Annotated in this window: 15 protein-coding genes; 8 read left to right on the top strand and 7 right to left on the bottom strand. The window is 68.0% G+C overall.

The features are described from left to right. Positions 1-161 precede the first annotated feature (161 nt). Complete coding sequence (locus OG390_RS38230) at positions 162-1,400, top strand: MFS transporter (RefSeq protein ID WP_406174324.1); 1,239 nt, start codon at positions 162-164, stop codon at positions 1,398-1,400. After that, entirely contained in the window at positions 1,360-2,679 is a 1,320-nt protein-coding gene (locus OG390_RS38225) for a D-arabinono-1,4-lactone oxidase (RefSeq protein ID WP_406174322.1), read from the top strand. The genes OG390_RS38230 and OG390_RS38225 overlap by 41 nt, the downstream gene beginning before the upstream one ends. Here the strand turns inward: OG390_RS38225 and OG390_RS38220 are convergent. Continuing rightward, entirely contained in the window at positions 2,603-3,343 is a 741-nt protein-coding gene (locus OG390_RS38220; RefSeq protein WP_406174320.1) for a hypothetical protein, read from the bottom strand. The two genes, OG390_RS38225 and OG390_RS38220, sit on opposite strands and share 77 nt — an antisense overlap. Before the next feature lie 490 nt (positions 3,344-3,833). On the opposite strand from OG390_RS38220, the gene sepH reads away from it, so the two are divergent. After that, positions 3,834-4,889, top strand: a complete 1,056-nt coding sequence (gene sepH, locus OG390_RS38215; RefSeq protein ID WP_399084289.1) for a septation protein SepH — start codon at positions 3,834-3,836, stop codon at positions 4,887-4,889. Positions 4,890-5,037: 148 nt separating this feature from the next. On the opposite strand, the gene OG390_RS38210 is transcribed toward sepH, so the two are convergent. Continuing rightward, a complete protein-coding gene (locus tag OG390_RS38210) occupies positions 5,038-5,865 on the bottom strand; it encodes a sulfurtransferase (RefSeq protein ID WP_406174319.1) in 828 nt (275 codons plus the stop codon). A gap of 324 nt (positions 5,866-6,189) precedes the next feature. On the opposite strand from OG390_RS38210, the gene OG390_RS38205 reads away from it, so the two are divergent. Further along, positions 6,190-6,993 carry a VOC family protein gene (locus OG390_RS38205; RefSeq protein ID WP_406174317.1) on the top strand — a complete coding sequence of 268 codons (804 nt, stop codon included), beginning with the start codon at positions 6,190-6,192 and terminating at the stop codon, positions 6,991-6,993. Between the two features lie 20 nt (positions 6,994-7,013). Here the strand turns inward: OG390_RS38205 and OG390_RS38200 are convergent, their stop codons facing one another. From OG390_RS38200 to OG390_RS38190, 3 genes are all read right to left on the bottom strand, one after another. Beyond that, positions 7,014-7,655 (bottom strand): thymidine kinase, encoded by a 642-nt coding sequence (locus tag OG390_RS38200; RefSeq protein ID WP_406178102.1) that lies wholly within the window; start codon positions 7,653-7,655, stop codon positions 7,014-7,016. Between the two features lie 113 nt (positions 7,656-7,768). Then, positions 7,769-8,770, bottom strand: a complete 1,002-nt coding sequence (locus OG390_RS38195) for a DUF4238 domain-containing protein (protein ID WP_406174315.1) — start codon at positions 8,768-8,770, stop codon at positions 7,769-7,771. 132 nt (positions 8,771-8,902) lie between these two features. Beyond that, the gene (locus OG390_RS38190; protein ID WP_406174313.1) at positions 8,903-11,110 is read right to left on the bottom strand and encodes an abortive infection family protein; all 2,208 of its coding nucleotides are present in this window, start codon (positions 11,108-11,110) and stop codon (positions 8,903-8,905) included. A gap of 394 nt (positions 11,111-11,504) precedes the next feature. Between OG390_RS38190 and OG390_RS38185 the strand changes: the two genes are divergently transcribed. The 4 genes from OG390_RS38185 (at position 11,505) to OG390_RS38170 (ending at position 21,527) form a co-directional block, all read left to right on the top strand. Further along, a complete protein-coding gene (locus OG390_RS38185) occupies positions 11,505-13,526 on the top strand; it encodes a LamG domain-containing protein (RefSeq protein ID WP_406174311.1) in 2,022 nt (673 codons plus the stop codon). 136 nt (positions 13,527-13,662) lie between these two features. Further along, the gene (locus OG390_RS38180) at positions 13,663-20,151 is read left to right on the top strand and encodes an RHS repeat-associated core domain-containing protein (protein WP_406174309.1); all 6,489 of its coding nucleotides are present in this window, start codon (positions 13,663-13,665) and stop codon (positions 20,149-20,151) included. Between the two features lie 64 nt (positions 20,152-20,215). After that, on the top strand, positions 20,216-21,019 hold the full coding sequence (locus OG390_RS38175; protein ID WP_406174307.1) for a tetratricopeptide repeat protein: 804 nt from the start codon (positions 20,216-20,218) through the stop codon (positions 21,017-21,019). 13 nt (positions 21,020-21,032) lie between these two features. Beyond that, a complete protein-coding gene (locus OG390_RS38170) occupies positions 21,033-21,527 on the top strand; it encodes a DUF6444 domain-containing protein (RefSeq protein WP_406178100.1) in 495 nt (164 codons plus the stop codon). 239 nt (positions 21,528-21,766) lie between these two features. Here OG390_RS38170 and OG390_RS38165 read toward each other — a convergent pair whose 3' ends face one another. Together OG390_RS38165 and OG390_RS38160 are read right to left on the bottom strand one after the other, a co-directional pair. After that, on the bottom strand, positions 21,767-21,958 hold the full coding sequence (locus tag OG390_RS38165) for a hypothetical protein (RefSeq protein WP_406174305.1): 192 nt from the start codon (positions 21,956-21,958) through the stop codon (positions 21,767-21,769). Between the two features lie 6 nt (positions 21,959-21,964). Further along, complete coding sequence (locus OG390_RS38160; RefSeq protein ID WP_406174303.1) at positions 21,965-22,090, bottom strand: hypothetical protein; 126 nt, start codon at positions 22,088-22,090, stop codon at positions 21,965-21,967. Between the last annotated feature and the right edge of the window lie 5 nt (positions 22,091-22,095).

Here is a 22,095-nt window from a genome sequence, read left to right as displayed (position 1 = left end):
GGCGAGCGGCCGCGGGCAGGCGCGAAGGCGCACAGGGAGCACGCAGAGGGCGTGCGTTAGGGTCACCTAACCCGTAAGCTGTATCGGCTAGCTTCACGCCTTACCCGAGTTCGGGCCGCCCGTGGTGACCGGGCGGCCGAGCCGAGCCGACGGAGACCCCCGTGCCCAGCCCGTACCGCGCCCTGTTCGCCGCCCCCGGGTCCAAGGGCTTCTCCGCCGCGGGCTTCCTCGGCAGGATGCCGCTCTCGATGATGGGCATCGGCGTGGTCACGATGATCTCCCAGCTCACCGGGCGGTACGGGCTCGCGGGGGCGCTGTCGGCGACCATGGCACTCGCCGCCGCGGCCCTCGGCCCGCAGGTCTCGCGTCTGGTGGACCAGTACGGGCAGCGGCGAGTGCTGCGCCCTGTGACGCTGTTCGCGCTCGCCGCGGCCGCCGGGCTGCTGCTCACCGCGCACTTCGAGTGGCCGGACTGGGTGCTGTTCGTCTGCGCGGCCGGCATCGGCTGCGTCCCGAGCATCGGCGCGATGATCCGGGCCCGCTGGGCGGCCCTCTACGGGGGCACGCCGCAATTGCACACCGCGTACTCCTTCGAGTCCGTGGTCGACGAGATCTGCTTCATCTTCGGGCCGATCATCTCCATCGGCCTGTCCACGGTGTGGTTCCCGGAGGCCGGGCCGCTGCTCGCCGCCTGCTTCCTGGCGGCCGGCGTCTTCTGGCTGACCTCCCAGCGCGCGACCGAGCCCGTGCCGCATCCGCGTGAGCACCACACCGGAGGTTCGGCGCTGCGCTCCGCCGGACTCCAGGTCCTGGTGGCCACGTTCGCAGCGACCGGAGCGATCTTCGGGGCCGTCGACGTGGTCACCGTGGCCTTCGCCGAGGAGCAGGGCCACAAGGGCGCGGCGAGCATCGTCCTGGCGTTGTACGCGGCGGGCTCCTGTGTCGCGGGAGCCGTGTTCGGACTGATGCACTTCAAGGGGGCACCCGAACGCCGGTGGCTGCTGGGCATATGTGCGATGGCCGTGAGTATGATCCCCCTCCTACTGGTCGGAAACTTGCCGTTCCTGGCCGTGGCGCTGTTCGTTGCGGGACTCTCCATCGCTCCCACGATGATCACGACGATGTCCCTCATCGAACAGCACGTACCACGCGCGAAACTGACCGAGGGAATGACGTGGGTGAGCACCGGACTCGCGGTCGGGGTCGCGCTCGGCTCCTCCGTGGCCGGCTGGGTGATCGACGCCGCCGGTGCGAAGGCCGGGTACGGGGTTCCGGCGGCGTCCGGAGCCGTCGCGGTCGCGGTCGGTTTCCTCGGGTATCGCCGGCTGAGCAGGCCGGTTCCGCAGCGGGGAGGGTCCCATGAGCACCACAGTGAGCGGGAAGAGCGGCACGTGGCGTAACTGGGCGGGGAACGTCACCGCCCGTCCGGTCCGGGAGGTCGCTCCCGCCTCCGTCGAGGAACTCTCCGCTGCCGTACGGAAGGCAGCCGACGACGGTCTGAAGGTGAAGGCCGTCGGCACCGGGCACTCCTTCACGGCCGCCGCCGCGACCGACGGCGTATTGATCCGCCCTCAACTGTTGACCGGCATCCGCAGGATTGATCGCGAGGCCGGCACGGTCACCGTCGAGGCGGGCACCCCGCTCAAGCGTCTCAATGTGGCTCTCGCACGCGAGGGGCTGTCGCTCACGAACATGGGCGACATCATGGAGCAGACGGTTTCGGGGGCGACCAGCACCGGAACGCACGGCACGGGGCGTGACTCGGCCTCGATCGCCGCGCAGATCAAGGGACTTGAGCTGGTCACGGCGGACGGCTCGGTTCTCTCCTGCTCCGAGGCGGAGAATCCGGAGGTCTTCGCCGCCGCCCGGATCGGCATCGGCGCCCTGGGGATCGTCACCGCGATCACCTTCTCCGTAGAGCCCATATTTCTGCTCACGGCGCGCGAGGAACCGATGACCTTCGACAAGGTCACCGCCGACTTCGACGCACTCTTCACCGAGAACGAGCACTTCGAGTTCTACTGGTTCCCGCACACCGGCAACTGCAACACCAAGCGCAACAACCGCAGTGCGGGGCCCGAGAAGCCGGTCGGCCAGTTGAGCGGCTGGATCGAGGACGAGTTCCTCTCCAACGGCGTCTTCCACGCGGCCAATCTGCTCGGCCGCGCGGCGCCCGCCACCATCCCGACGATCGCGAAGATCTCCAGCCGCGCGCTGTCCGCACGGACCTACACCGACATTCCCTACAGGGTCTTCACTTCTCCGCGCCGGGTGCGCTTCGTGGAGATGGAGTACGCCGTCCCGCGCGCGGCCCTGGTCGAGACGCTGCGCGAGCTGAAGGCGATGGTCGACCGCTCGACCCTGCGGGTCAGCTTCCCCGTCGAGGTGCGCACGGCCCCCGCCGACGACATCGCGCTCTCCACGGCGTCGGGGCGGGACAGCGCGTACATCGCCGTCCACATGTTCAGAGGCACCCCCTATCAGGCGTACTTCACCGCCGCCGAGCGGATCTTCACCGCGCACGAGGGACGGCCGCACTGGGGCAAGGTGCACACGCGCGACGCGGAGTACTTCGCCAAGGTCTATCCGCGCTTCGGCGAGTTCACTGCCCTGAGGGATCGGCTCGACCCGGATCGGCGCTTTGCGAATGACTACTTGCGTCGGGTGCTGGGCTCGTAGGCGCACTGGGTGTGGGGGTCGGGGTGGTGTCCCCGGCCTCGGCGTCCGGGGACGCGCTGGAACTCGGCGTCGGCGTGGGGGGCATACGGCTGTCGCCGTCGTCCTGCGCGGCACCGGCACCGCCGCCGGATGAGGACGGCTCCTGGGGAGAGGCCCCGGTCGAAGGCGTCGTACTGGGCTCCGAACGCTCCGAGTCGGAAGTGGAACCGCTGCCCTTGAAGGCGTCGCCCACGGTCGTGCTCCTGCCGTCGCCGCTGAAGCTCCGCCCCGACACCAGTTCGTAGGTGGTGATGCCCGCCATCGTGACACCGAAGACGAGCGCCGCGGCGACCACCGGCCGCTTCCAGCTCTTGACCCGCGCGCGGTAGACGGTTCCTTCGGTGAACTCGCCCGGGGCAGGCGCCTGCTGGGCCTTCGGCTTGGCCTGCACGGTCACGTCGCGTATCTGCTCGCCGGTGCGCTTGAAGAAGTGCTGGAAGACGGTGCCTCCGCAGGTGGCGATCGCGCTCACCACTCCGGCGCCGAGGATCGTCCCGTACACCCCGAAGTAGGAGGCGAGTTTGGCCGCCACCACCGCGGCGACGGCGCTGCCCGCCACTTGCGGAACGCTCAGATCCACCCGCTTCTTCTTCGGCTCCCCCTCGGCATCCGACCTCTCACGCATCCCCGGACCTTGACTGCCTTTCCCGACTTGATCGACCTTCCCGTACTTGATCGACCGACTGCACGAGAAAGGTACGTACAGGCAAACCGATTCGTTCCATTTCTGGCGATTGCGTGAAATACGCCACGTTTCATGGTCACGAAAACGGCGCATCGGGCGACCAACTACCACCCCCCGCTAGAAGTTGGGCGGCGTGCCGATCCACGCACATGGCCCGAATGGAGTACTGTTGCGAGCCCTGGGTCCGGACTCCCGCCAGGGTGTCCGGGGCCTTGCAGGACCGCCGGGAGGGGGCTCGTTGCACAGGGTGATGGAGTTCGTCACTTAGCGTTGCGAATAGGTAACCGTGCCATAACGGCGATCCCGGGCCCGCGCCCGACACGCCGGGCAACTCGGCAAGGTTGTGGCAGGCTGCACCCGGGCAGGCCACACTCGACTAGCGGAAGCAGCGACGCACGTGACGTCGGCAGGCACCACCCGGGAGGTCCCCATGCCCGAACTGCGTGTCGTGGCCGTCTCTAACGACGGCACACGGCTGGTGCTGAAGGCTGCGGACAGCACGGAGTACACGCTTCCGATTGACGAGCGTCTGCGCGCCGCCGTACGCGGCGACCGTCCCCGCCTCGGCCAGATCGAGATCGAGGTGGAGAGCCATCTCCGCCCCCGAGACATCCAGGCGCGTATACGTGCCGGTGCCTCCGCGGAGGAAGTCGCCCAACTCGCCGGAATCCCCGTCGATCGCGTGCGCCGCTTCGAGGGGCCCGTGCTCGCCGAGCGCGCCTTCATGGCCGAGCGCGCCAGGAAGACCCCCGTCCGCCGCCCCGGTGAGAACGCCGGACCCCAGCTCGGCGAGGCCGTCCAGGAGCGACTGCTGCTGCGTGGCGCCGAGAAGGACACCGTCCAGTGGGACTCGTGGCGTCGTGACGACGGCACCTGGGAAGTCCTGCTGGTCTACCGGGTCGCGGGCGAGCCGCACTCGGCGAGCTGGACGTACGACCCGCCACGGCGGCTCGTCCAGGCCGTCGACGACGAGGCCCGCTCGCTGATCGGCGAGTCGGACGATCTCGCGGCGCCCGAGCCGAGCTTCCCGTTCGTGCCGCGGATCGCGCGCCTGCCGCGCGACCGTCCGCTGGACCGCGCTCTGGACCGGCAGATGGAGCGGCCGAGCATTCCGGCGCCGTCCCCCGAGCCGGCCGAGGAGTCCACCAACGACCGGGATTCGCTCACCAGTCTCCTGGAAGCGGTGCCCAGCTTCCGGGGCGACATGGTGGTGCCCGAGCGGCCCGCCACGACGGAGCGGCCCGCCGCCGAGGAGCCTGCCCCCGAGCCCGAGTCGGAGGAGCCCCCGGCTCCCGCGGCCTCGGCCGGCGCCGGTTCCGCCTACGCGGACGTCCTCATGCCCCGCTCGGTCGGCAGCCACCGCGACCGTCTGGTCGGCGCGACCGACCGCCAGGCCGAGGCCGACGGCGTCCGCCCGGGCCGCAGAGCGGCGGTCCCGAGCTGGGACGAGATCGTCTTCGGCACGCGGCGGAAGAAGCAGGACTGATCAGTTGTACGAGGAGAGGGCGCGCGCCGGTGCGGTGCGGGCCCTCTTTTCGCTGCCACCGCTCGAGGCCCGCGCCAGGTTGCCGCGGGCCTCATCGCTGTCACCGAGGGCCCGGTCCCACGGCGAAGAGCCGCTGCCCGAAGCGCGGCTATTGCGGGTCGGGGCCCACCGCGACCGGGCGGCTGCCGTTCCGGGACCACTCCGACCAGGAGCCCACGTACAGAGCGGCGGGGATGCCCGCGACGGCCAGCGCGAGCACCTCGTGGGCGCCGGAGACACCCGAGCCGCAGTAGACGCCGACCTCGGAAGTGCCGGTCGCCCCGAGGGACTTGAACCGGCCCGCGAGTTCGGAGGCGGGCAGGAACTGTCCGTCGTCGGTGACGTTCTCCGTGGTCGGCGCGGAGACCGCACCGGGGATGTGGCCGGCGACGGGGTCGATCGGCTCGACCTCGCCCCGGTACCGCTCACCGGCCCGGGCATCCAGCAGCAGCCCTGTGCGGGCGAGCGCCGCCGCCCCGTCCGCGTCGAGCAGCGGCCGCGCACCGGCCTGCGGCACGAAGGTCCCGGGGGCCGGCGTGGGGACCTCCGAGGACACCGGCCCGCTCCAGGCCGCGAGCCCGCCGTCAAGCACGCGTACCGAGGGGTGACCCGTATAGCCCAGCAACCACCACGCGCGCGCAGCGCCCCAGCCCTGCCCGCCGTCGTACACGACGACATCGCGGTCGGCGGACACTCCCGCCGTTCGCATCGCCGCGCCGAAGACCTCGAGATCAGGAAGCGGATGCCTGCCCTCCGAACCCGCCGGACCAGCAAGTTCGGAATCCAAATCGACAAAAACGGCCCCCGGAATGTGCGCCTTCTCGTAGTCGGAGCGCAGGTTCGGACCACCCAGCTGCCAGCGGATGTCGAGGAGGACCGGAGGGGTCGGTCCGGCCAGGTCGCTCGCGAGTTCGGATGCGGAGATGATGGCGTTCATGGCCCCCATCCTTGCGCACGGGGTGGCCGCTTCGTCCATGTCCGGCTACTCTGCTCGGCCGGACAGGTCCGATCACGAGGCGTATGGGATCGGGCACATGCTGTACAGCCGATGGACACCGCGCGGCAATCATGCCGAAACGGACGGGAAACGGCACACCGGGCATCCTCCGGCCGTGCGCCGCTGAAGGGCGGCGCGGCCGGGACGCGCGGAGCGACCGGTGGTGCAAACATCGGCACGGGGCGTGCACGTACGCGACCGCGGTACGCGTGTTCGTAAGCGGAAGGTGACCGGCCACCGCGAGGGGCCGAGAAGAGAGTGACGATGACCGAGGCACGGGGGTCGGCCGGCCTGAACGGCACAACGCATGCTCGGCACACGCCCGGCACACCCTGCTGGGTGAGCCTGATGGTGCACGGAATGGCCGCGACCCAGGAGTTCTACGGAGCGCTGTTCGGCTGGGAGTTCCGGCCGGGACCGCAGCAGCTCGGCCCGTATGTGCGGGCCCTGCTGGACGGCCACGAGGTGGCGGGGATCGGCCAACTGCCGCCCGACCGCCATCTGCCCGTGGCCTGGACGCCGTATCTCGCCTCGGACGACGTGGACCTGACCGCCGAGACCGTACGGCACAGCGGCGGCACCGTGGGCGTCGGTCCCCTCGATGCCGCCGAGGCGGGTCGCCTGGCGATCGCGTCGGACCCGACGGGCGCCGTCTTCGGCGTTTGGCAGGCGACGGCGCACCTGGGCACGGGGATCACCGGTGTGCCGGGCACCCCCGCCTGGAACGAGCTGGTGACCCGCGACACCGAGAGCGTCGTCAAGTTCTACCAAGGGGTCTTCGGCTACGAGCTGGAGCCGGTCGTCTCGGCCGACTTCGACTACGTGACCCTGCACGTCGGCGGCCGCCCGGTGGCCGGCATCCACGGTGTCGGTCACGGCCTGCCCCGCGACCGGGGCCCGCACTGGATGACGTACTTCGAGGCCGCTGACGTGGACGATGCCGTCGAGCGTGTCGTCGAGCTCGGCGGGCACCTGCTCAAGGCCGCCCACGACTCGCCCTACGGACGGGGGGCGACGGTGGCGGATCCGGAAGGCGCGATGTTCTCGCTGATCCACGCCGTCCGCTGAGGCTTTGAACGCCCCTGAGATCAGGCCGAGGCGATCGGCAGCACGTCCGGCGACAGGGCGCCCGCGCGAGCCGTCGCGGCCGTCATACGGCGGCGGTGGTGCCGACGGCACAGGACCTCGTAGCCGACGTCCTCGGACTGGTTGACGTCGCCGACGACGACCTGAGCGCCCTCGACGACCATCTCGCCGCCTATCGTGCGGGCGTTGTGGGTGGCGCGGGCGCCGCACCAGCACAGGGCCTCGACCTGGAGGACCTCGACCCGGTCGGCCAGCTCCACGAGTCGCTGGGAGCCGGGGAAGAGCTTGGAGCGGAAGTCGGTGGTGATGCCGAAGGCGAAGACGTCGATGCCCAGGTCGTCCACCACGCGGGCCAGTTGGTCGATCTGGCGGGGAGCCAGGAACTGGGCCTCGTCCGCGATCACGTAGTCAGCCCGGCCGCCCTGGGAGAGGTGCTCGACGAGGTACGCGTACAGATCCTGGTCGTCCGCCACCTCCACCGCGTCCGTGACCAGGCCCAGGCGCGAGGAGAGCTTGCCCTCGCCGGCGCGGTCGTCGCGCGTGAAGATCATGCCCTGCAGGCCCCGCGCTGAGCGGTTGTGCTCGATCTGGAGAGCCAGCGTCCTTTTGCTCGGCCATCCACCATCTGCCGAGCAACCCGTAATACCCCGGAAGCAGTCGGTGTACCGGGGGCTGATCAGGGAGATCCTGATCCGCACCGCCACCCGGCCCTTCAACGTCTGGAACCCGGACCGGGCCGAGGCGCTCTGGAGGTAGGTCAGGCGGCGGGCCCGCTGTCGGCGCTGCCCTTGAAATCATCCGGTGGCCCGTCGGGCAACAGGAAGTTCTCCGGCGGCTGGCTCACCTGCATCTCGCGGTCTCGTACCGGCGGCAGTTCAACCCCCTCCAGAGGGCTGTCGTCGGGGTGATGGAACAGCTCCTTACGCGCGTTCCAGGCGAAGCGCTGGTTCAGCTCCTTGGCCGCCTTGGTGCTGGCCGGGTAGAAAACGTCCGAGCCCGGTCCCGCCATGATGATGGCCGCTCGCCGGTCGATCGGCATGAGAATCTTGTCAGCGTTGGCGATGCCGACGCCGAACCAGGGCGGCATGTCCTCGTCTCGGACCAAGGTCACCGGATGATCCGGGATGAGCAGCGTGCGGCGCTCGAACTGGATCAGGCCCCAGGAGCGCGCCATGAACACCTCGTATGCCGTCGCCATGGACTGGCCCATCGACAGCATGTGGTCGTTGACCGACATCTCGGCGTAGTAGCCGTCGAAGTCCGTCACCTCCGCCCACAGCGCCTCGACCTCCTCGTCCGAGACGGGCTCCGTAGCGTTCTCTTCGAGGTGCCTGCGGATCTCGGGCCTCCCGCCCATGGCGATCATGACCTTGCCGAGATGGTCGGCCATCTCGTTGTGCGCCGTACGAGCGGCGGGGATGCGCACATGCTGTGCCGCGATCCACTCGGCGAGTACCGCACGTTCTTCGATCGGCAGGGGCCACACCCCATCGTCGATGGCCTTGCGGATGGCGCCGGCCGCCTTGTCCTCCACATCCGCGAGCAGGTTCTCGACGGTGTCGTCGAGTTCACCGTTCTCGTCCCGCATCGAGTAGAAGTCGCTGTGAACGGTGACGTCTGCGATCCCCACCAGGCGCCTCGGACCTCCGTCGAGGGGAACGCGGGTGAGGCGCTTGCCGTCGGCGAAGCGCCTCAAAAGGAGGCGCGGCACGGTGTGGTGGCGGCGCTTCAACTTCGACCTATCGGATGACTTGCCCATGTCGTGAGGATAAGGGACATAACCCGACAGCGCCTTGGCCTTTTCTGGGGCCTGATCGAGGAACTCGCTACCCCTCCCCTGCGACCGGCCGCACGACGTCTCCTTGACGGATCAAGGTTTGCTGGAAGTAGGTCAGATGGTGACCTTGCGCCATGGCGCGGCAGGATCGGCCAGGGTGTCGAGGATCAACTCACACCAGGTCACCGCCGCGTTGACCGTCAGCCGGGCATGACGTACTCCGAGCCCGGAGGGAGCGCTCGCCTGTCCGTGGCCGCTACCGAAGCCTTGGTTACGCAGCTCGGCCACGCCAACGGCGATGTTCACCGCACCGGACAGGATCCTCTTGACCGCCTTGCTGCCGTCGGGCCCCTCGGGCGCCGATGCCGCGTCGAGCTTTAGCGCCTTCTGCACCGTGCTGATCAGTGCAGGCAGGGCCGCGTTCTTGTCGACGGCAATGCTCAGCTCCTGGAGCGCCGTCTTCGCCGTCGCCTCGATGAGCTGCTTGGCCGCCCCAATGGCCCCCTGCGGGTCCGTGGTGAGGTCTCGCCTGATGCGCTCCAGCTCGATCGTGATGCCAGAAGCGTCGCTCAGATTGCTCAGGTCACGGACCAGCACGGGCGGGTTGGACCAAGAGATACGCCCCTTGTCATCGAGAGCGAAGCCGTCCCTCTCCAGACGGACCCGGATGTCCTCCAGCCACTTGTCCGTCGTCCATCCCTGGTTCTTGCAAGTGCGAATGAAGTCCTCGAAGACGAGCAGGACACGGCGCGCGTGGTTCTCATCGGTCCAGTCCACGCCCTCCGCGTAGAGCATGAAGGCGGTCCGCCGCTGCCCGGGATCGCTGTACTTCAGCTCCTCGGGAGGGATGGGCGCGAACCCATGGTCCTCCCACAGCTCCTCCACGATCCGGACGGTCAGGTCCGTGCAGAGCGAGCGGAAAGCATTGCGGGTCGCTGAACTCACCAGCTCCCGGCGGGCAGTGACGGTCATGGTCTGAAGATACGAGCAGGCCCTGACATCGTCATGGCCTTTTACAAGAGGGCTGTTCAGTCCGCCTGTGCAGCTTTTATCCACTTGGGTCTGGGGGACCCAGGGCGCCTGGGAAAGGAACGCCGCGAGCGGGGTGGGCCACGCAGTGCCGTGGGCGTCGGACGGCCTGCGGACGAACCGCATCTCCAGGTCGGTGTCGCCCCAGGTCGCCAGGCCGTGAACGATAAGTTCCGCGTAGAGCCTGCGGCTGTGGTTGTCGAACGCGGCGTAGTCGTACTGGCCGGGCAGGACGGGCAGCGCGGTGCGCGAGGGGCCGTAGTCGCGGGTCCCGTACGTGGCGTATCCCCGGTTCGGCCAGCGCTGCGCCGCGGCCCTCCACTGATGCCTGAAGTCGGCTCCGGCGTCGGGGTGGGAGAGCCCCGTGAAGAACTCCGGGCTGTTGAGGACCGAGCCCCGCACGCTCCCCCGGAATGGCTCGTAGCGCGGACGCAGGCCATGGCGCACGCCGTGATGTTCGAGGAACCGCCGCATTGCGTCGGCCGAGACGCCGCTGCCCGTGCAGATCTCGTCCGGCGTTCTCAGCAGCCGTGCGGCGGTCGTCTCCAGGACCGGTACTCCATGAACGCCTTCGAGGAACCGGACGAGGGTGTCGTCCACCTGGTGCTGCTTGCCGGGCCAACCGCGCCCGAACATGGCCCGGCCGGCGTCCAGCCACCTGCCGCGGACCGGCACGGGCAGGTCCGAGAGTCTGGGCGGGCTGGCGAGCGTGCCGGATATCGAGCAGGCGTACAGGAGGCACTGCCGCCGGGTCTCCTCGTCTTGCTCGTTCTGCCGCATGACTGAGCCGACGGCACGGAGCACGGTCTCGGGTTCGTACGCGTGGACCAGGTGCTGCGAGCGCAGCCAGCGCCGTCCCGCTGATCTGCGTCTGCCGCGGCGGCCGGATCTGTCGATCGCCCCGTGCAGAAACGACACCTGGCCCGACAAGCCGCTGGGCAACGCGGGCAGAGCGGATGCGTCGGCAGGGCCCGGCTCCAGGAAGACGGCGTCGTCACCCGCCGGCACCAGGGTCTCCTCGGAGGTCAGGATGATCCTCTTGCCGGACAGGACGGAGCCGTCGGGGAAGCACTCCGCCAGGTCGGCGTAGTAGTCGGCCCAGCGGTCCGCGTCGAACGCGTCGGGCTGCATCGCCTCTGCCAGGTGCTCCGCCCAGCCGAGGGTCACGGTGGGCGCGGGGGTCAGGGGCAGGCCGCGGTCCTTGGCGAGAGCGAGCAGGCGTCGCAGCCGGACCGGCTGGAGTCCCGGGTCGACGGGCGTGCCGATGGCCGCAAGGGCCGCAGGCGTGAACACCTTTGACGAGTCTGGGCACTTCCACAAGTAGCCGTACTGCAGTGACGTCCGCTAACCGAAGCCGCCCACGATCTCCTCGAACGACTATCCCCGTTCGGACCCGGAGAACCCGGATGACCCGTGGTACGACGGCATCGGCAAGTACGGCGCCTTCAGCGTCGGCGGCAACGACTCCCAGACGGTCAAGTACCTATGGGGCATCAACATCGATCCGTCGCCGAAGAATGCGATTTCGACATCGAGTGGAACTGCCGGAACGCTGAAGCTGCTGCCGCCGATCGTCGGCCTGAACACTCTCTACGTCTCCTCCGTCGATGCGGCCGGGAACGTCTCCGCGCCCACCGGATACCGGTTCCGGGTCAAGGCCGGACAGCCGGAACGCGCAATGTGGCAGATGGACGAGGATGCCGGGGCGAGTGTGGCGAAGGGGTCGGCGCCGGAGCGCACGGCAGAACTGCGCGGCGGTGCGACACCTGGTGTGTCCGGAGCCAAGGGGACAGCGGTGTCGTTCGACGGGGTCGACGACTATGCGGTCACCGACATTCCGACGGTGGACACCTCAACCGGGTTCTCGGTCTCGGCGTGGGCGAAGCTGTCGACGATGCCGGACCATGCGGCGATCATCGCGGCGCAGCCTGGCAACCACGCACCCGGGTTCGAGCTGTACTACTCCAAGGCGTACGACCGCTGGGCGTTCAACCAGTACAAGGCCGACGCCCCGGACGCCGGCATCGCGCGGGCCATGCAGGCCTCCGCGAGCGCGGTCAAGGCCGGTGAGTGGACGCACGTGGTGGGCACCTTCAGCTCGAGCAGCGACGAGCTGAAGCTGTATGTGAACGGTGCGCTGGCCGGGACCACGGCGTATGACTCGCCGTGGGACGCGCGGCGCGGCCTGCAGATCGGCGCGGGCTCTTACGACGGCCAGCCGGGCTCGTTCTTCCCCGGAGCGATCGACGAGGTGCAGATTTTCGACAAGCCGCTCTCGAGCGGCGAGGTGACACGCCTGTACGGCAAGGAGTCGATCCGCTCGGGCCGCCCCGCCCGAGCGGTGTTCTCGATGGACGAGCCCGCCGACGCCACGCAACTGACCGGCAAGGCAGAGGTCCCGGACGCGACCTTCGTCGGGGGCGTCACCCCGGGTCGCGCGGGGGTCGCGGGCAAGGCGCTGAGCCTGGACGGGGTCGACGACTACGCCACCACCGGGCGACCGCTGCTGAACAACCAGCGCAGCTTCGCCATCTCCGCCTGGGCCAAGCTGCCCAGGACCAAGCCCGGCCACGCGGCGATCATCGCCACTCAGACGGGTACGCACCGACCCGGACTGGAGCTGTACTACTCCAGTGCGTACGACCGGTGGGCGGTCAACCAGTACTCGGCCGACGCCTCGGACGCGACTCCGATCCGGGCGATGCAGGCCGACGGGCAGACCGCCTACGGGGACACCTGGACCCATCTGGTGGGCGTGCACGACACCGTCGCCAACAAGCTCACCCTGTATGTCAACGGGGTCAAGGCGGGCGAGACGGACCTGAAGGCCGACTGGTACGCGGGCGGCGCCGTGCAGATCGGCGCCGGCTCCTACGACGGCCAGCCCGGCTCCTTCTTCCCCGGTCGGATCGACGACGTCCGCCTCTATGACCGGCCCGTGTCCGCTGGTGAGGTCCAGCAGCTGTTCAAGCAGCGCCCGTTGGTCAAGGGCCGCTGGATGTTCGAGGAGCAGAACTCCGGCACACCCGCCACGTCGCCGGATGCCTCGCCCGAAGGCCGTGCGATGACGCTGAACGGCGGAGCCCAGCTCGGCGCGGGAATGATCGGCGACCACGGCCTCCAGCTGGACGGCGTCGATGACTACGCGGCCACCGCATCCATGCCCGTCGACTCCAGCGCCAGCTTCACCGTGACGGCCTGGGCGCAGGCAGCGGCGGTACCCAGCTGGAACGCGGCCGTGGTCAGCGGCGAGGGAACGAACCAGAATGCTTTCGACCTCCGCTTCGTACCCGATGCGAAGGATCCGGAGGGCCTGGGCCGCTGGGAGTTGGCGGTAGCGGACAAGGACAGCGCGGACGCCTCGGTGGAACTGGTGCACAGCACCGAGTTCTACGACGTGAGGGACTGGAACCACCTCGCGGTGACCTATGACGGGTTCACCAAGGAGGCCCGCCTGTATGTCAACGGCGTCCTGCAAGAGGTCACGTGCCAGGACGACTCCGGCTGCGACCTCCTGGCCTGGGCCGAAGACGTCCTGGCCTTCAAGGCCAGCAAGTCTCTCCAGGCCGGACGCTCCAAGAGCGGGGAGTACTTCCCCGGCCAGGTCGACGACGTGTGGGCCTTCCAGGGCGCGCTGAACGACAGCCAGATCGAAGAACTGTCCAACACGTTCTTCGATATCCCCACCGAGGTCCCGGCCGGCAGCTGACCGATCAGATGGTGGTGCGCCCGGTGGCACACACCGGGCGCACCGCACCCCGGAGACCAACCTCACCTTCATCACGTTCGCGCCGCGTCATGCCCACCGGCGGTCGACGGCGCCCGAAGACAGTGGACAGAACTGGATGAAACCCATTTCTCTATCTCCTCACAGAGGCCGACTGCTGCGCAGAACTGCGCTCGGCGTATCCGCCGTCATGGTCGGCACACTCCTCCAGACCGCCGCCGCATCACCTGCTGCCGCGGCCGGTCACCAGCTGCCGGGCCTGCCCAAGTCGGAGAAGCCGGTCCCCGGCACGAATGGCACCAAGACCAAGCCACGCACCCTCACCAGGGGCCCGAAGACGCCCATCCGGCCGTCCGAGAAGGACTGGCCGGCCCCCGCCCACGCGACCATCGACGTCCCTGACGCTTCCGGGAAGACCGGCTCGGCGAAGGGGATACCCATCCGCATCGGAGCTGCCAAAACGGCTGTACGCTCAGCCGCGCTTGGCGCCCCGGACAAGGTCGAGACCTGGGTTCTGGGCCGCGAGCAGGCCCAGCGTGCGGGTGTCGACGGCATTCTGTTCACCCTCACGGCCCCGGACGCGAAGAAAGGGGCGGCAGCCAAGGCAAAGGTGGCATCTGCCAGCGGCGGGCGGGTGTCCGTCCGCGTCGACTACCGGGACTTCGCCGAGGCGTTCGGTGGCGGTTACGCCTCCCGCCTGCACCTGGTCGAGCTGCCCGCCTGCGCCCTGACCAGCCCGGCCAAGGCCGAGTGCCGCACGGTCAGGCCGGTCGCCACTGTCAACGACACCGAAGGCCAGACCCTGACCGCGAAGGCGGTCAGCCTGCGTTCGAGCACGGCCACGGTCCTCGCGGCCACCCCCTCCGCCTCCGGCGACAAGGGCGACTACAAGGCCACCTCGCTGTCCCCGTCCGCGAACTGGAGCACCGACCTCAACACCGGGGACTTCTCCTGGTCGTACGGCATGCCAGCCCCTGATGTGCCGGGCGGGCTGACCCCGACGGTCGGCCTGTCGTACTCGTCGCAGGCCATCGACGGCCGCACCGGCAACACCAACAACCAGGCATCGTGGGCCGGTGACGGCTTCGACCTGTGGCCCGGGTTCATCGAGCGCCGTTACAAACCATGTGCCGACGACGGCGTGAAGAACGCGGACGGCAACAAGCCCGGCGACCTGTGCTGGGGCTACGACAACGCGTTCATCACGTTCAACGGGAAGACCGGTGAACTCGTCCCCGCCGACGACGGCGAGTACAAGCTGAAGGAGGACGACGGCACCCGGATCAAGCGCCTCACCTCCGCAAACCGTGGCAACGGGGACAACGACGGCGAGTACTGGCGAGTCACCTCCCCCGACGGCACCCGCTACTACTTCGGCTACAACCGGCTGCCCGGCTGGGCGGACGGCAAGCCGAGCACCGACTCCACCTGGACCGTACCCGTCTACGGCAACAACACCGGCGAGCCCTGCCACAAGGACAGCTTCGCCGACTCCTGGTGCCAGCAGGCCTGGCGATGGAACCTCGACTACGTCGTCGACCGGCACGGCAACGCCATGTCGTACTGGTATGGCAAGGAATCGAACTCCTACGGTCGCAACCTCAAGGCCGAGGACGACACCTCCTACACCCGCGGCGGCTACCTCAAGCGCATCGACTACGGACTGAAGTCCTCCCGCATGTTTGCGGACAAGCCGCTCGCGCAGGTCGACTTCACCAGCGCCGAACGCTGCCTCCCCCAAGACGGGGTCACCTGCGAGGCGTCGACAATCGACGACAAAGCGTTCTACTGGTACGACACCCCGTGGGACCTGAACTGCAAGACCGGCACCAAGTGCGACAACGGCCGCCTCTCCCCGTCCTTCTGGACCCGCAAACGGCTCACCGACGTCACCACCCAGGTCCTCCAGGCCGACGGCACCTACGGCAAGGTCGACTCCTGGCACCTGGCCCACCGCTGGGGCATGGCCGATACCGACTACCAGCTCCTCCTTGACAGCATCCAGCACACCGGCCACACCGCCAGCCCCGCGATCACGCTGCCGAAGACCACGTTCGCCTACACCCAGCTCGCCAACCGGCTCGACAAGACCGGCGACGGCTACGCCCCGTTCATCAAGGCCCGGCTGTCCACGATCGCGGACGAGTCCGGCGGCCAGGTCGATGTCAACTACTCGGCCCCGGCCTGTGACTGGAACACCCTGCCGACGCCGGAGACGAACACCACTCGCTGCTTCCCGCAGTACATCGGCGGCGACAGCACCGACGACCCCGACAAGCAGTGGTTCAACAAGTACGTCGTCACCAAGGTGACCGGCACCGACCGCACAGGCGGTGCCCCCGACCAGGTCACCACCTACGACTACCCCGACGACGCCGCATGGCACTTCGACGATGACGACGGGCTGACCAAGGAGAAGTTCAAAACCTGGTCGCAGTGGCGCGGCTACGGACACGTCCGCGTCAAGACCGGCGGCGAAGGCGGAACGTCCGCGCTGAAGACGCAACAGGACTCCTACTTCCTGCGCGGCATGGACGGCGACCGCAAGACCAAGGACGGCGGCACCAAGACCGTGACCGTCCCCCTCGGGGAGGGGGAGGGCGACCCGATCACCGACCACTCCTCGACGGCAGGCTTCGCGTACAAGACCGTCACCTACTCCGGTCCCGGCGGGAAGGCGCTCGCCAAGACCGTGAACCGGCCCTGGCATCACGAGACCGGGAAGAAGACCCGCAACTGGGGCACCATCACCGCCAACTTCACCGGCACTGACAGCAGCAAGGCCTGGACCTCGCTGGACGACGGCGCCGGTTCCAAGTGGCGGACCACGGCCACCAAGACAACCCATGACACGGTCGCCGGCCGGGTCACTCAGGTCGACGATCTCGGCGACACCACGACGGCGTCCGATGACCGGTGCATCCGCACCACCTACGCCACCAACACGGGCAGCAACATCCTCAACCTCACCGCCCGGGTGGAGACCGTCGCCAAATCCTGTGATGCCGGCGTCGACCGGTCGAAGGACGTCATCTCCGACGTGCGCACCGCCTACGACGGCCAAGCTTATGGTGCCGCACCCACCACGGGCGATGCGACTGCGACGGCCACGCTGAAGAGCCACGACGGCACCAAGGCCACCTACCTGGAATCCGGGGCCACCTTCGACACCTACGGCCGTGCGCTGACCACCACCGATCTGACAGCAACCGTGACCGTCGAGAACGCTGGTTCACCGGTCCGCAGCGAGCGGAAGGACGGGCGCACCACCACCACGATCTACACCCCGACCACAGGCATACCGACCCAGAAGAAGACCGTCACGCCGCCCGCTGTGGCGGGCGACAGTTCCACGGCTCAGACCACGACCGACGAACTGGAGCCGCTGCGCGGTCAGGTGGTGAAGAAGGCCGACACCAACGGCAAGACCACCGTCTTCGCCTTCGATGCGCTCGGCCGCTCCGCCGCCGACCGGCAGACGAGCCAGACCCCCACCTACGAGTTCACCTACCTCGTCAGCGAGGGCAAGCCCGTCGCCGTCGGCACCAAGACCCTGGACAACAACGGCGGCCAGATCACCTCCTACACGCTCTACGACGGGTTCCTGCGCCCACGCCAGGCCCAGGCCCCCGGCCCGGACGGCGGCCGGATCCTCACCGACACCTTCTACGACGAACGCGGCCTGACCGCGAAGACCTTCGCCGCCTACTACGCCACCGGCCAGCCGTCCACGGCACTGTTCAAGCCCGAAGACGCGCTGAAGGTCGAAACCCAGACCCGCACCACCTACGACGGACTCGGCCGCGCCACCCAGGTCGAGCAGGTCGCCGGGAACAGCGGCGGTGGCCAGGTGCTGAACACGACGAAGACGGTCTACGGAGGCGACCGCACCACGGTCATCCCCCCGACAGGGGGCACTACCACCACGACGCTGACCGACGCGCGCGGACAGACCACGGAGCTGCGCCAGCACCTCACCCCCGCCCCCACCTCCGAGTACATCGCCACCCGGTACACGTACACGCCGAGTGGCAAACAGGAGACGATCACCTCCCCTGACGGCAGTGTCTGGCACTACAGCTACGACCAGCTCGGCCGCCAGATCGAAACGATCGACCCGGACAAGGGGAAGGCCACCAGCACCTACGACGACCGCGGGCAGCTCATCACCGCCAAGGACGCCCGCCCCAACACACCAGCGCTGTACTACGGGTACGACAACTTCGGCCGCAAGACCGAAATGCGAGAAGGCTCGGCCACGGGTCCGCTGCGCGCCACGTGGGTCTACGACACCATCGCTGGCGCCAAGGGCCAGCTCGCCGAATCCACCCGGTATGCGGACGGCCAGCCCTACACCTCGAAGGTGACCGCCTACGACCGGCTCTACCGGGCCACCCGCACCGCTGTGGTCATCCCGGCCTCCGAGGGGAAGCTGGCGGGCACCTACCAGACCGGCACCACCTACAAGCCCTCCGGCCTGGTCGCCGGGACCAGCTACTCGGCGGCCGGCTCCCTCCCGGGCGGATCCTTCAACTACACCTACGAAGACGACACCCTGCGCCCGATCTCCGTATTCGGGCAGGGCATGACCAGCAGCACCAGCTACAGCCTCACCGGCAAGCCCCTCATCCAGCAGATGAGCCTCACCAGCGGCGGCAAGAAGACCCAGGTCACCAACACCTACGAGTGGGGCACCCAGCGTCTCGCCACCACCCGCGTGGACCGCGAGGAACAGCCCGGGGTCGACCGGAACGCCACCTACCACTACGACGAGGCCGGCAACATCCTCGCCGTATCGGACGTCTCCCGTACCGGCACCGACACCCAGTGCTTCACCTACGACTGGGCCAGCCACCTGTCACAGGCGTGGACACAGAACACCGGCACCTGCCCCACCACACCCGACAAGAACACGATCGGGGGCCCGGCACCGTACTGGCACTCCTACACCTACGACCAGGCCGGCAACCGCAAGACCGAAACCCTCCACAACCCACAGGGAGACACCAGCAAGGACATCAAACACGAGTACGACTACAACGGAACCGGCAAGCCGCAGACTCACGCCCTGAACTCGGTCACCACGACCGGACCCGACGGCACCAAGACCGGCTCGTACGGCTACGACGAGATCGGCAACACCACCACCCGGCCCGGCCAGAGCCTCATCTGGAACGCCGAGGGCCATCTCACCAAGGTCACGGAGAACGGCACAACCACCGCCGGGTACGTGTATGACGCGGACGGCAACCGGCTGATCTCCCGCACCGAGACCGAGACCACCCTCTACCTGGGCCACACCGAGATCACCCTGCTGAAGGGGGCGGACAAGCCGAAGGCCACCCGCTACATCGACCTCGGCGGCGGCCAGACCGCCATCCGCGGTGACGACGGAACCTTCACGTTCACCGTCGGCGACCACCAGGGCACCGGCCAGCTCGCCGTCAACGCCGCAGATCTCACGATCACTCAGCGGCGCAGCCTGCCCTTCGGCGGGATACGGGGCCAGGCCCCCAAGCAGTGGCCAGGGTCAAAGGGCTTCGTCGGCGGCACCGACGACACCGAGTCCACCGGTCTGACCCACCTCGGGGCACGCGAATACGACCCCACCATCGGACGGTTCATCAGCGTCGACCCGCTCATCGAACCCGCCAAGCCACAGGCCCTCAACGGCTACACCTACGCCGAGAACAACCCCGTCACCGCCGCCGACCCCACCGGCCAGGGCAGCATCAAGTGCTCGGGGTCGAGTTGCGGCAACGAGGTCCGCTTCAAGGAATCCCACAACGCCCCCAGCTTCGGCTCCGGGCAGACGTGGGAGGACAAGTACCCGGTGCAGGCAGCCTTCGGCTGGGACCCCAGGGCCGACCAACTTGTCGACATCGGGGCCTACAACAAGGCACACCCCGCCCCTCCTGTCCTGAACCCGATGTGCGACTTTGTCGCCTGCACCCCGGGGCAGGCGCAGCGCCCCCTGAGCATCACCACCGCATGCGGATCCACCACCGGCGGAAACTCCTGCCCCGGACTCACGCCAGGCCAGGAGCGTGCGGGGGCCGTCCTGTCAGGCCTCGACCCCACCGGGATCCTCGCCGGAGTCCAGTGCATGCAGGACCCGACCGCGTCCAGTTGCGGCTGGGCCGCTGCGGGAGCTGTACCGATCCTCGGTCTCAAGGGGTTCAAGGGCGGAAAACTACTCCTCGACGGTGTGGAGGGACTGGACAATCTTCCGAAGAAGATTCCCAACGAGATAGACATTCCTCCCTACGAGGAAGGAAAGACTGCGGCTTGGTCCAACGGAAATGCCCATCTCAGCGGCTACGGAGACAATCCCCCCGAGGGATTCATTCGCCCCTCGCTCGAAGACACTGACAAGACATTCCCGGGCAGCCGCGTTCCGTTCTTCATGGACAACAGCGCAGGCGATGGAGCCTACTACCTCAGCCACGCTGAAAAGCAGGCCGCCACAGTCAGCCCTGGGAGTCCGATCGTCGTGACGAAGCCCATGTGCGACCACTGCTTCCAGTCATTCACGAATATGTCACGGGATATTGGGCACCCCAACTGGGTCATCGATCCCAGTGGACTGTATGTGTTCAAACCGTAGGGCATGACCCACAGAACGTAGGGGTGTTCGTGGTACAATGCGCGAACACCCCTACCTTTTCTCGATGGAGCAGCAGGTGAAGCAAGCCGATAGAGACGAACTCCTCGAAAAGGCTCGCACGATCATTAAAGAGGGAGCCTCCGGAAAGCCTCAAGCTTTCGAACGACTGAATGTCATGCTCCCTGATGTGCGCCAACTGGCAGACTCTGGCGACCCGGATTTTCAAGACATAGTGGGAGCCTACGCTCTGGAGTTCCAGAAGGACTACGAAATGGCGTACCAGTACCTCAGTCGCGCTGCGCAGGTCGGTAGCTCGTCTGCTCAGCGAGCTCTCGGTTACATGCTGTCAGTAGGAGTTGGAGTCGAAAAGAACCTTGAGGAAGCGGCAAAGCTATATCAATCTGCAGCCGATGCCGGCGACGCGGCAGCTAAATTCAACCTAGCGGGTATGTATCTGCGGGGCGATGGAGTTCCAGAATCCGAGGAGAAAGGACTCAGGCTACTGGAGGAGGCGTCCACGGCCGGGGTGGCCGCGGCGGCCAATCAGCTTGCCGATCTCAAAGCGGGAATCGGGGACTATATCGGAATGAGGGAAATCCTCGAACGGGTAGTTCCCGAAGGGAAGGCGTCGCATCGTGCAACCAAGAACCTGATGACCATGTGTTATCACGGTCGGGGCGGCAACGTCGATAAGATCAAGGCGCTCGGATGCTGCATGAGAATGCTCGACATGGGCGACGGCGATGGCATGCACTACGGTCACTCCATCGCGAGCGAGATAACTGCGCAGGAAATCAGGGAATCCGCCGCCTGGGCGCGAACAGGACGCTGGGCCGAAACGTTCATCGAGTACGCCCAGGACCGGTAACGCGTTGCGGGTGATGCAGTGTCAGAAGGTTCCAGCGGTAGGGTGGGTTGATCTTGTGACTTCTGCTCAGCCGCCGCAGCCTTCGCACGAGGAGCTGGCTGCGCTAATCGCCGAGTTCAAGCTGGTGATCTCTGCTCAGGCGGAGCGGATCGCGGAGTTGGAGCGGCAACTGGCCGCCAACTCGCACAACCTCTCCAAGCCGCCGTCCAGCGACGGGATGCGCAAGAAGCCCGCGCCGAAGTCGCTGCGCAAGTCCAGCGGGCGCAAGCCCGGGCGGGCGAGGGGGCCCGGCGCTCGGCTGGAGCAGGTAGCCGGTCCGGACACAATCATCGATTCGACGAAGTCGTACGCACCGAAGCCATCATCGCCACCCGCCCCTGACACTCTGCGCGTTGCTGCCTGTGGTCCACGGCGCCGGCATGCGGCCAGGCAGCAGTCGGGCCTTGAGACCCTTCCGAACTGGGACAGCTTGACAGACCACATAACACCGTCGGACAGCCACTCGTAACCCGGCACCGCGACGCGGTACTCGATCCGCCTCTCCTGAATCGTGCGGTGCTGGCCATCCTCGCCCGGATCGAACCCTGGCGCGGTGTAGTGCAGGAACTTCGGCTGCATGAGCTGGCTCACCACCGTCGGCGGCACCCAGCCCTGAAGCGATGACCACGTCAGGAACTCCCCGATCGTGCCCATGATCGCGTTCGCCGTGCGCGCGTTGGCTTTTCCCATGACTTCCAGGGCCGTGTCCTAGCGGGCCAGGTCCTTCTCCAGCCGTGCGACCTTCTTGCGCAGCCGCTCCAGCTCGGCCTGCTCAGCCGCCTTCTTCGGCCGCACCGTCGAGGTCCGCCGGTCGACCAGGGCATCCACCGCGCCGGCCTCCCGGGCCTGGCGCCACTCGATGACGTGCGAGTGGTACAGCCGCTCACGCCGCAGGATCACACGCTTCTACCCGGCCGGGGCGGCGTCGTACTCGGCAACGATCCGGAGCTTGTACTCCGCGGAAAACGTCCGCCGCTTCGGCTTCGGCACCGGATCGCCACCGGCGGCGGGTATCGGGGTGGTGATGGCCATGCTGA

Origin of the sequence: Streptomyces sp. NBC_00996 (assembly GCF_045162675.1) — a bacterium.
GTDB lineage: Bacteria > Actinomycetota > Actinomycetes > Streptomycetales > Streptomycetaceae > Streptomyces.
Note: the sequence above shows the minus strand (reverse complement) of the source record. Positions and strands in the feature narration are given on the sequence as shown.

What these genes read in the sequence shown, in the direction of transcription:
- OG390_RS38225 (WP_406174322.1), top strand. Translation starts at nt 1,360, where the DNA reads ATGAGCACCACAGTGAGCGGGAAGAGCGGCACGTGGCGTAACTGGGCG.
- OG390_RS38210 (WP_406174319.1), bottom strand. Translation starts at nt 5,865, where the DNA reads ATGAACGCCATCATCTCCGCATCCGAACTCGCGAGCGACCTGGCCGGA.
- OG390_RS38160 (WP_406174303.1), bottom strand. Translation starts at nt 22,090, where the DNA reads ATGGCCATCACCACCCCGATACCCGCCGCCGGTGGCGATCCGGTGCCG.
- OG390_RS38180 (WP_406174309.1), top strand. Translation starts at nt 13,663, where the DNA reads ATGAAACCCATTTCTCTATCTCCTCACAGAGGCCGACTGCTGCGCAGA.
- OG390_RS38170 (WP_406178100.1), top strand. Translation starts at nt 21,033, where the DNA reads ATGCAGTGTCAGAAGGTTCCAGCGGTAGGGTGGGTTGATCTTGTGACT.
- OG390_RS38175 (WP_406174307.1), top strand. Translation starts at nt 20,216, where the DNA reads ATGGAGCAGCAGGTGAAGCAAGCCGATAGAGACGAACTCCTCGAAAAG.
- OG390_RS38185 (WP_406174311.1), top strand. Translation starts at nt 11,505, where the DNA reads ATGGACGAGGATGCCGGGGCGAGTGTGGCGAAGGGGTCGGCGCCGGAG.
- sepH (WP_399084289.1), top strand. Translation starts at nt 3,834, where the DNA reads ATGCCCGAACTGCGTGTCGTGGCCGTCTCTAACGACGGCACACGGCTG.
- OG390_RS38205 (WP_406174317.1), top strand. Translation starts at nt 6,190, where the DNA reads ATGACCGAGGCACGGGGGTCGGCCGGCCTGAACGGCACAACGCATGCT.
- OG390_RS38195 (WP_406174315.1), bottom strand. Translation starts at nt 8,770, where the DNA reads ATGGGCAAGTCATCCGATAGGTCGAAGTTGAAGCGCCGCCACCACACC.
- OG390_RS38220 (WP_406174320.1), bottom strand. Translation starts at nt 3,343, where the DNA reads ATGCGTGAGAGGTCGGATGCCGAGGGGGAGCCGAAGAAGAAGCGGGTG.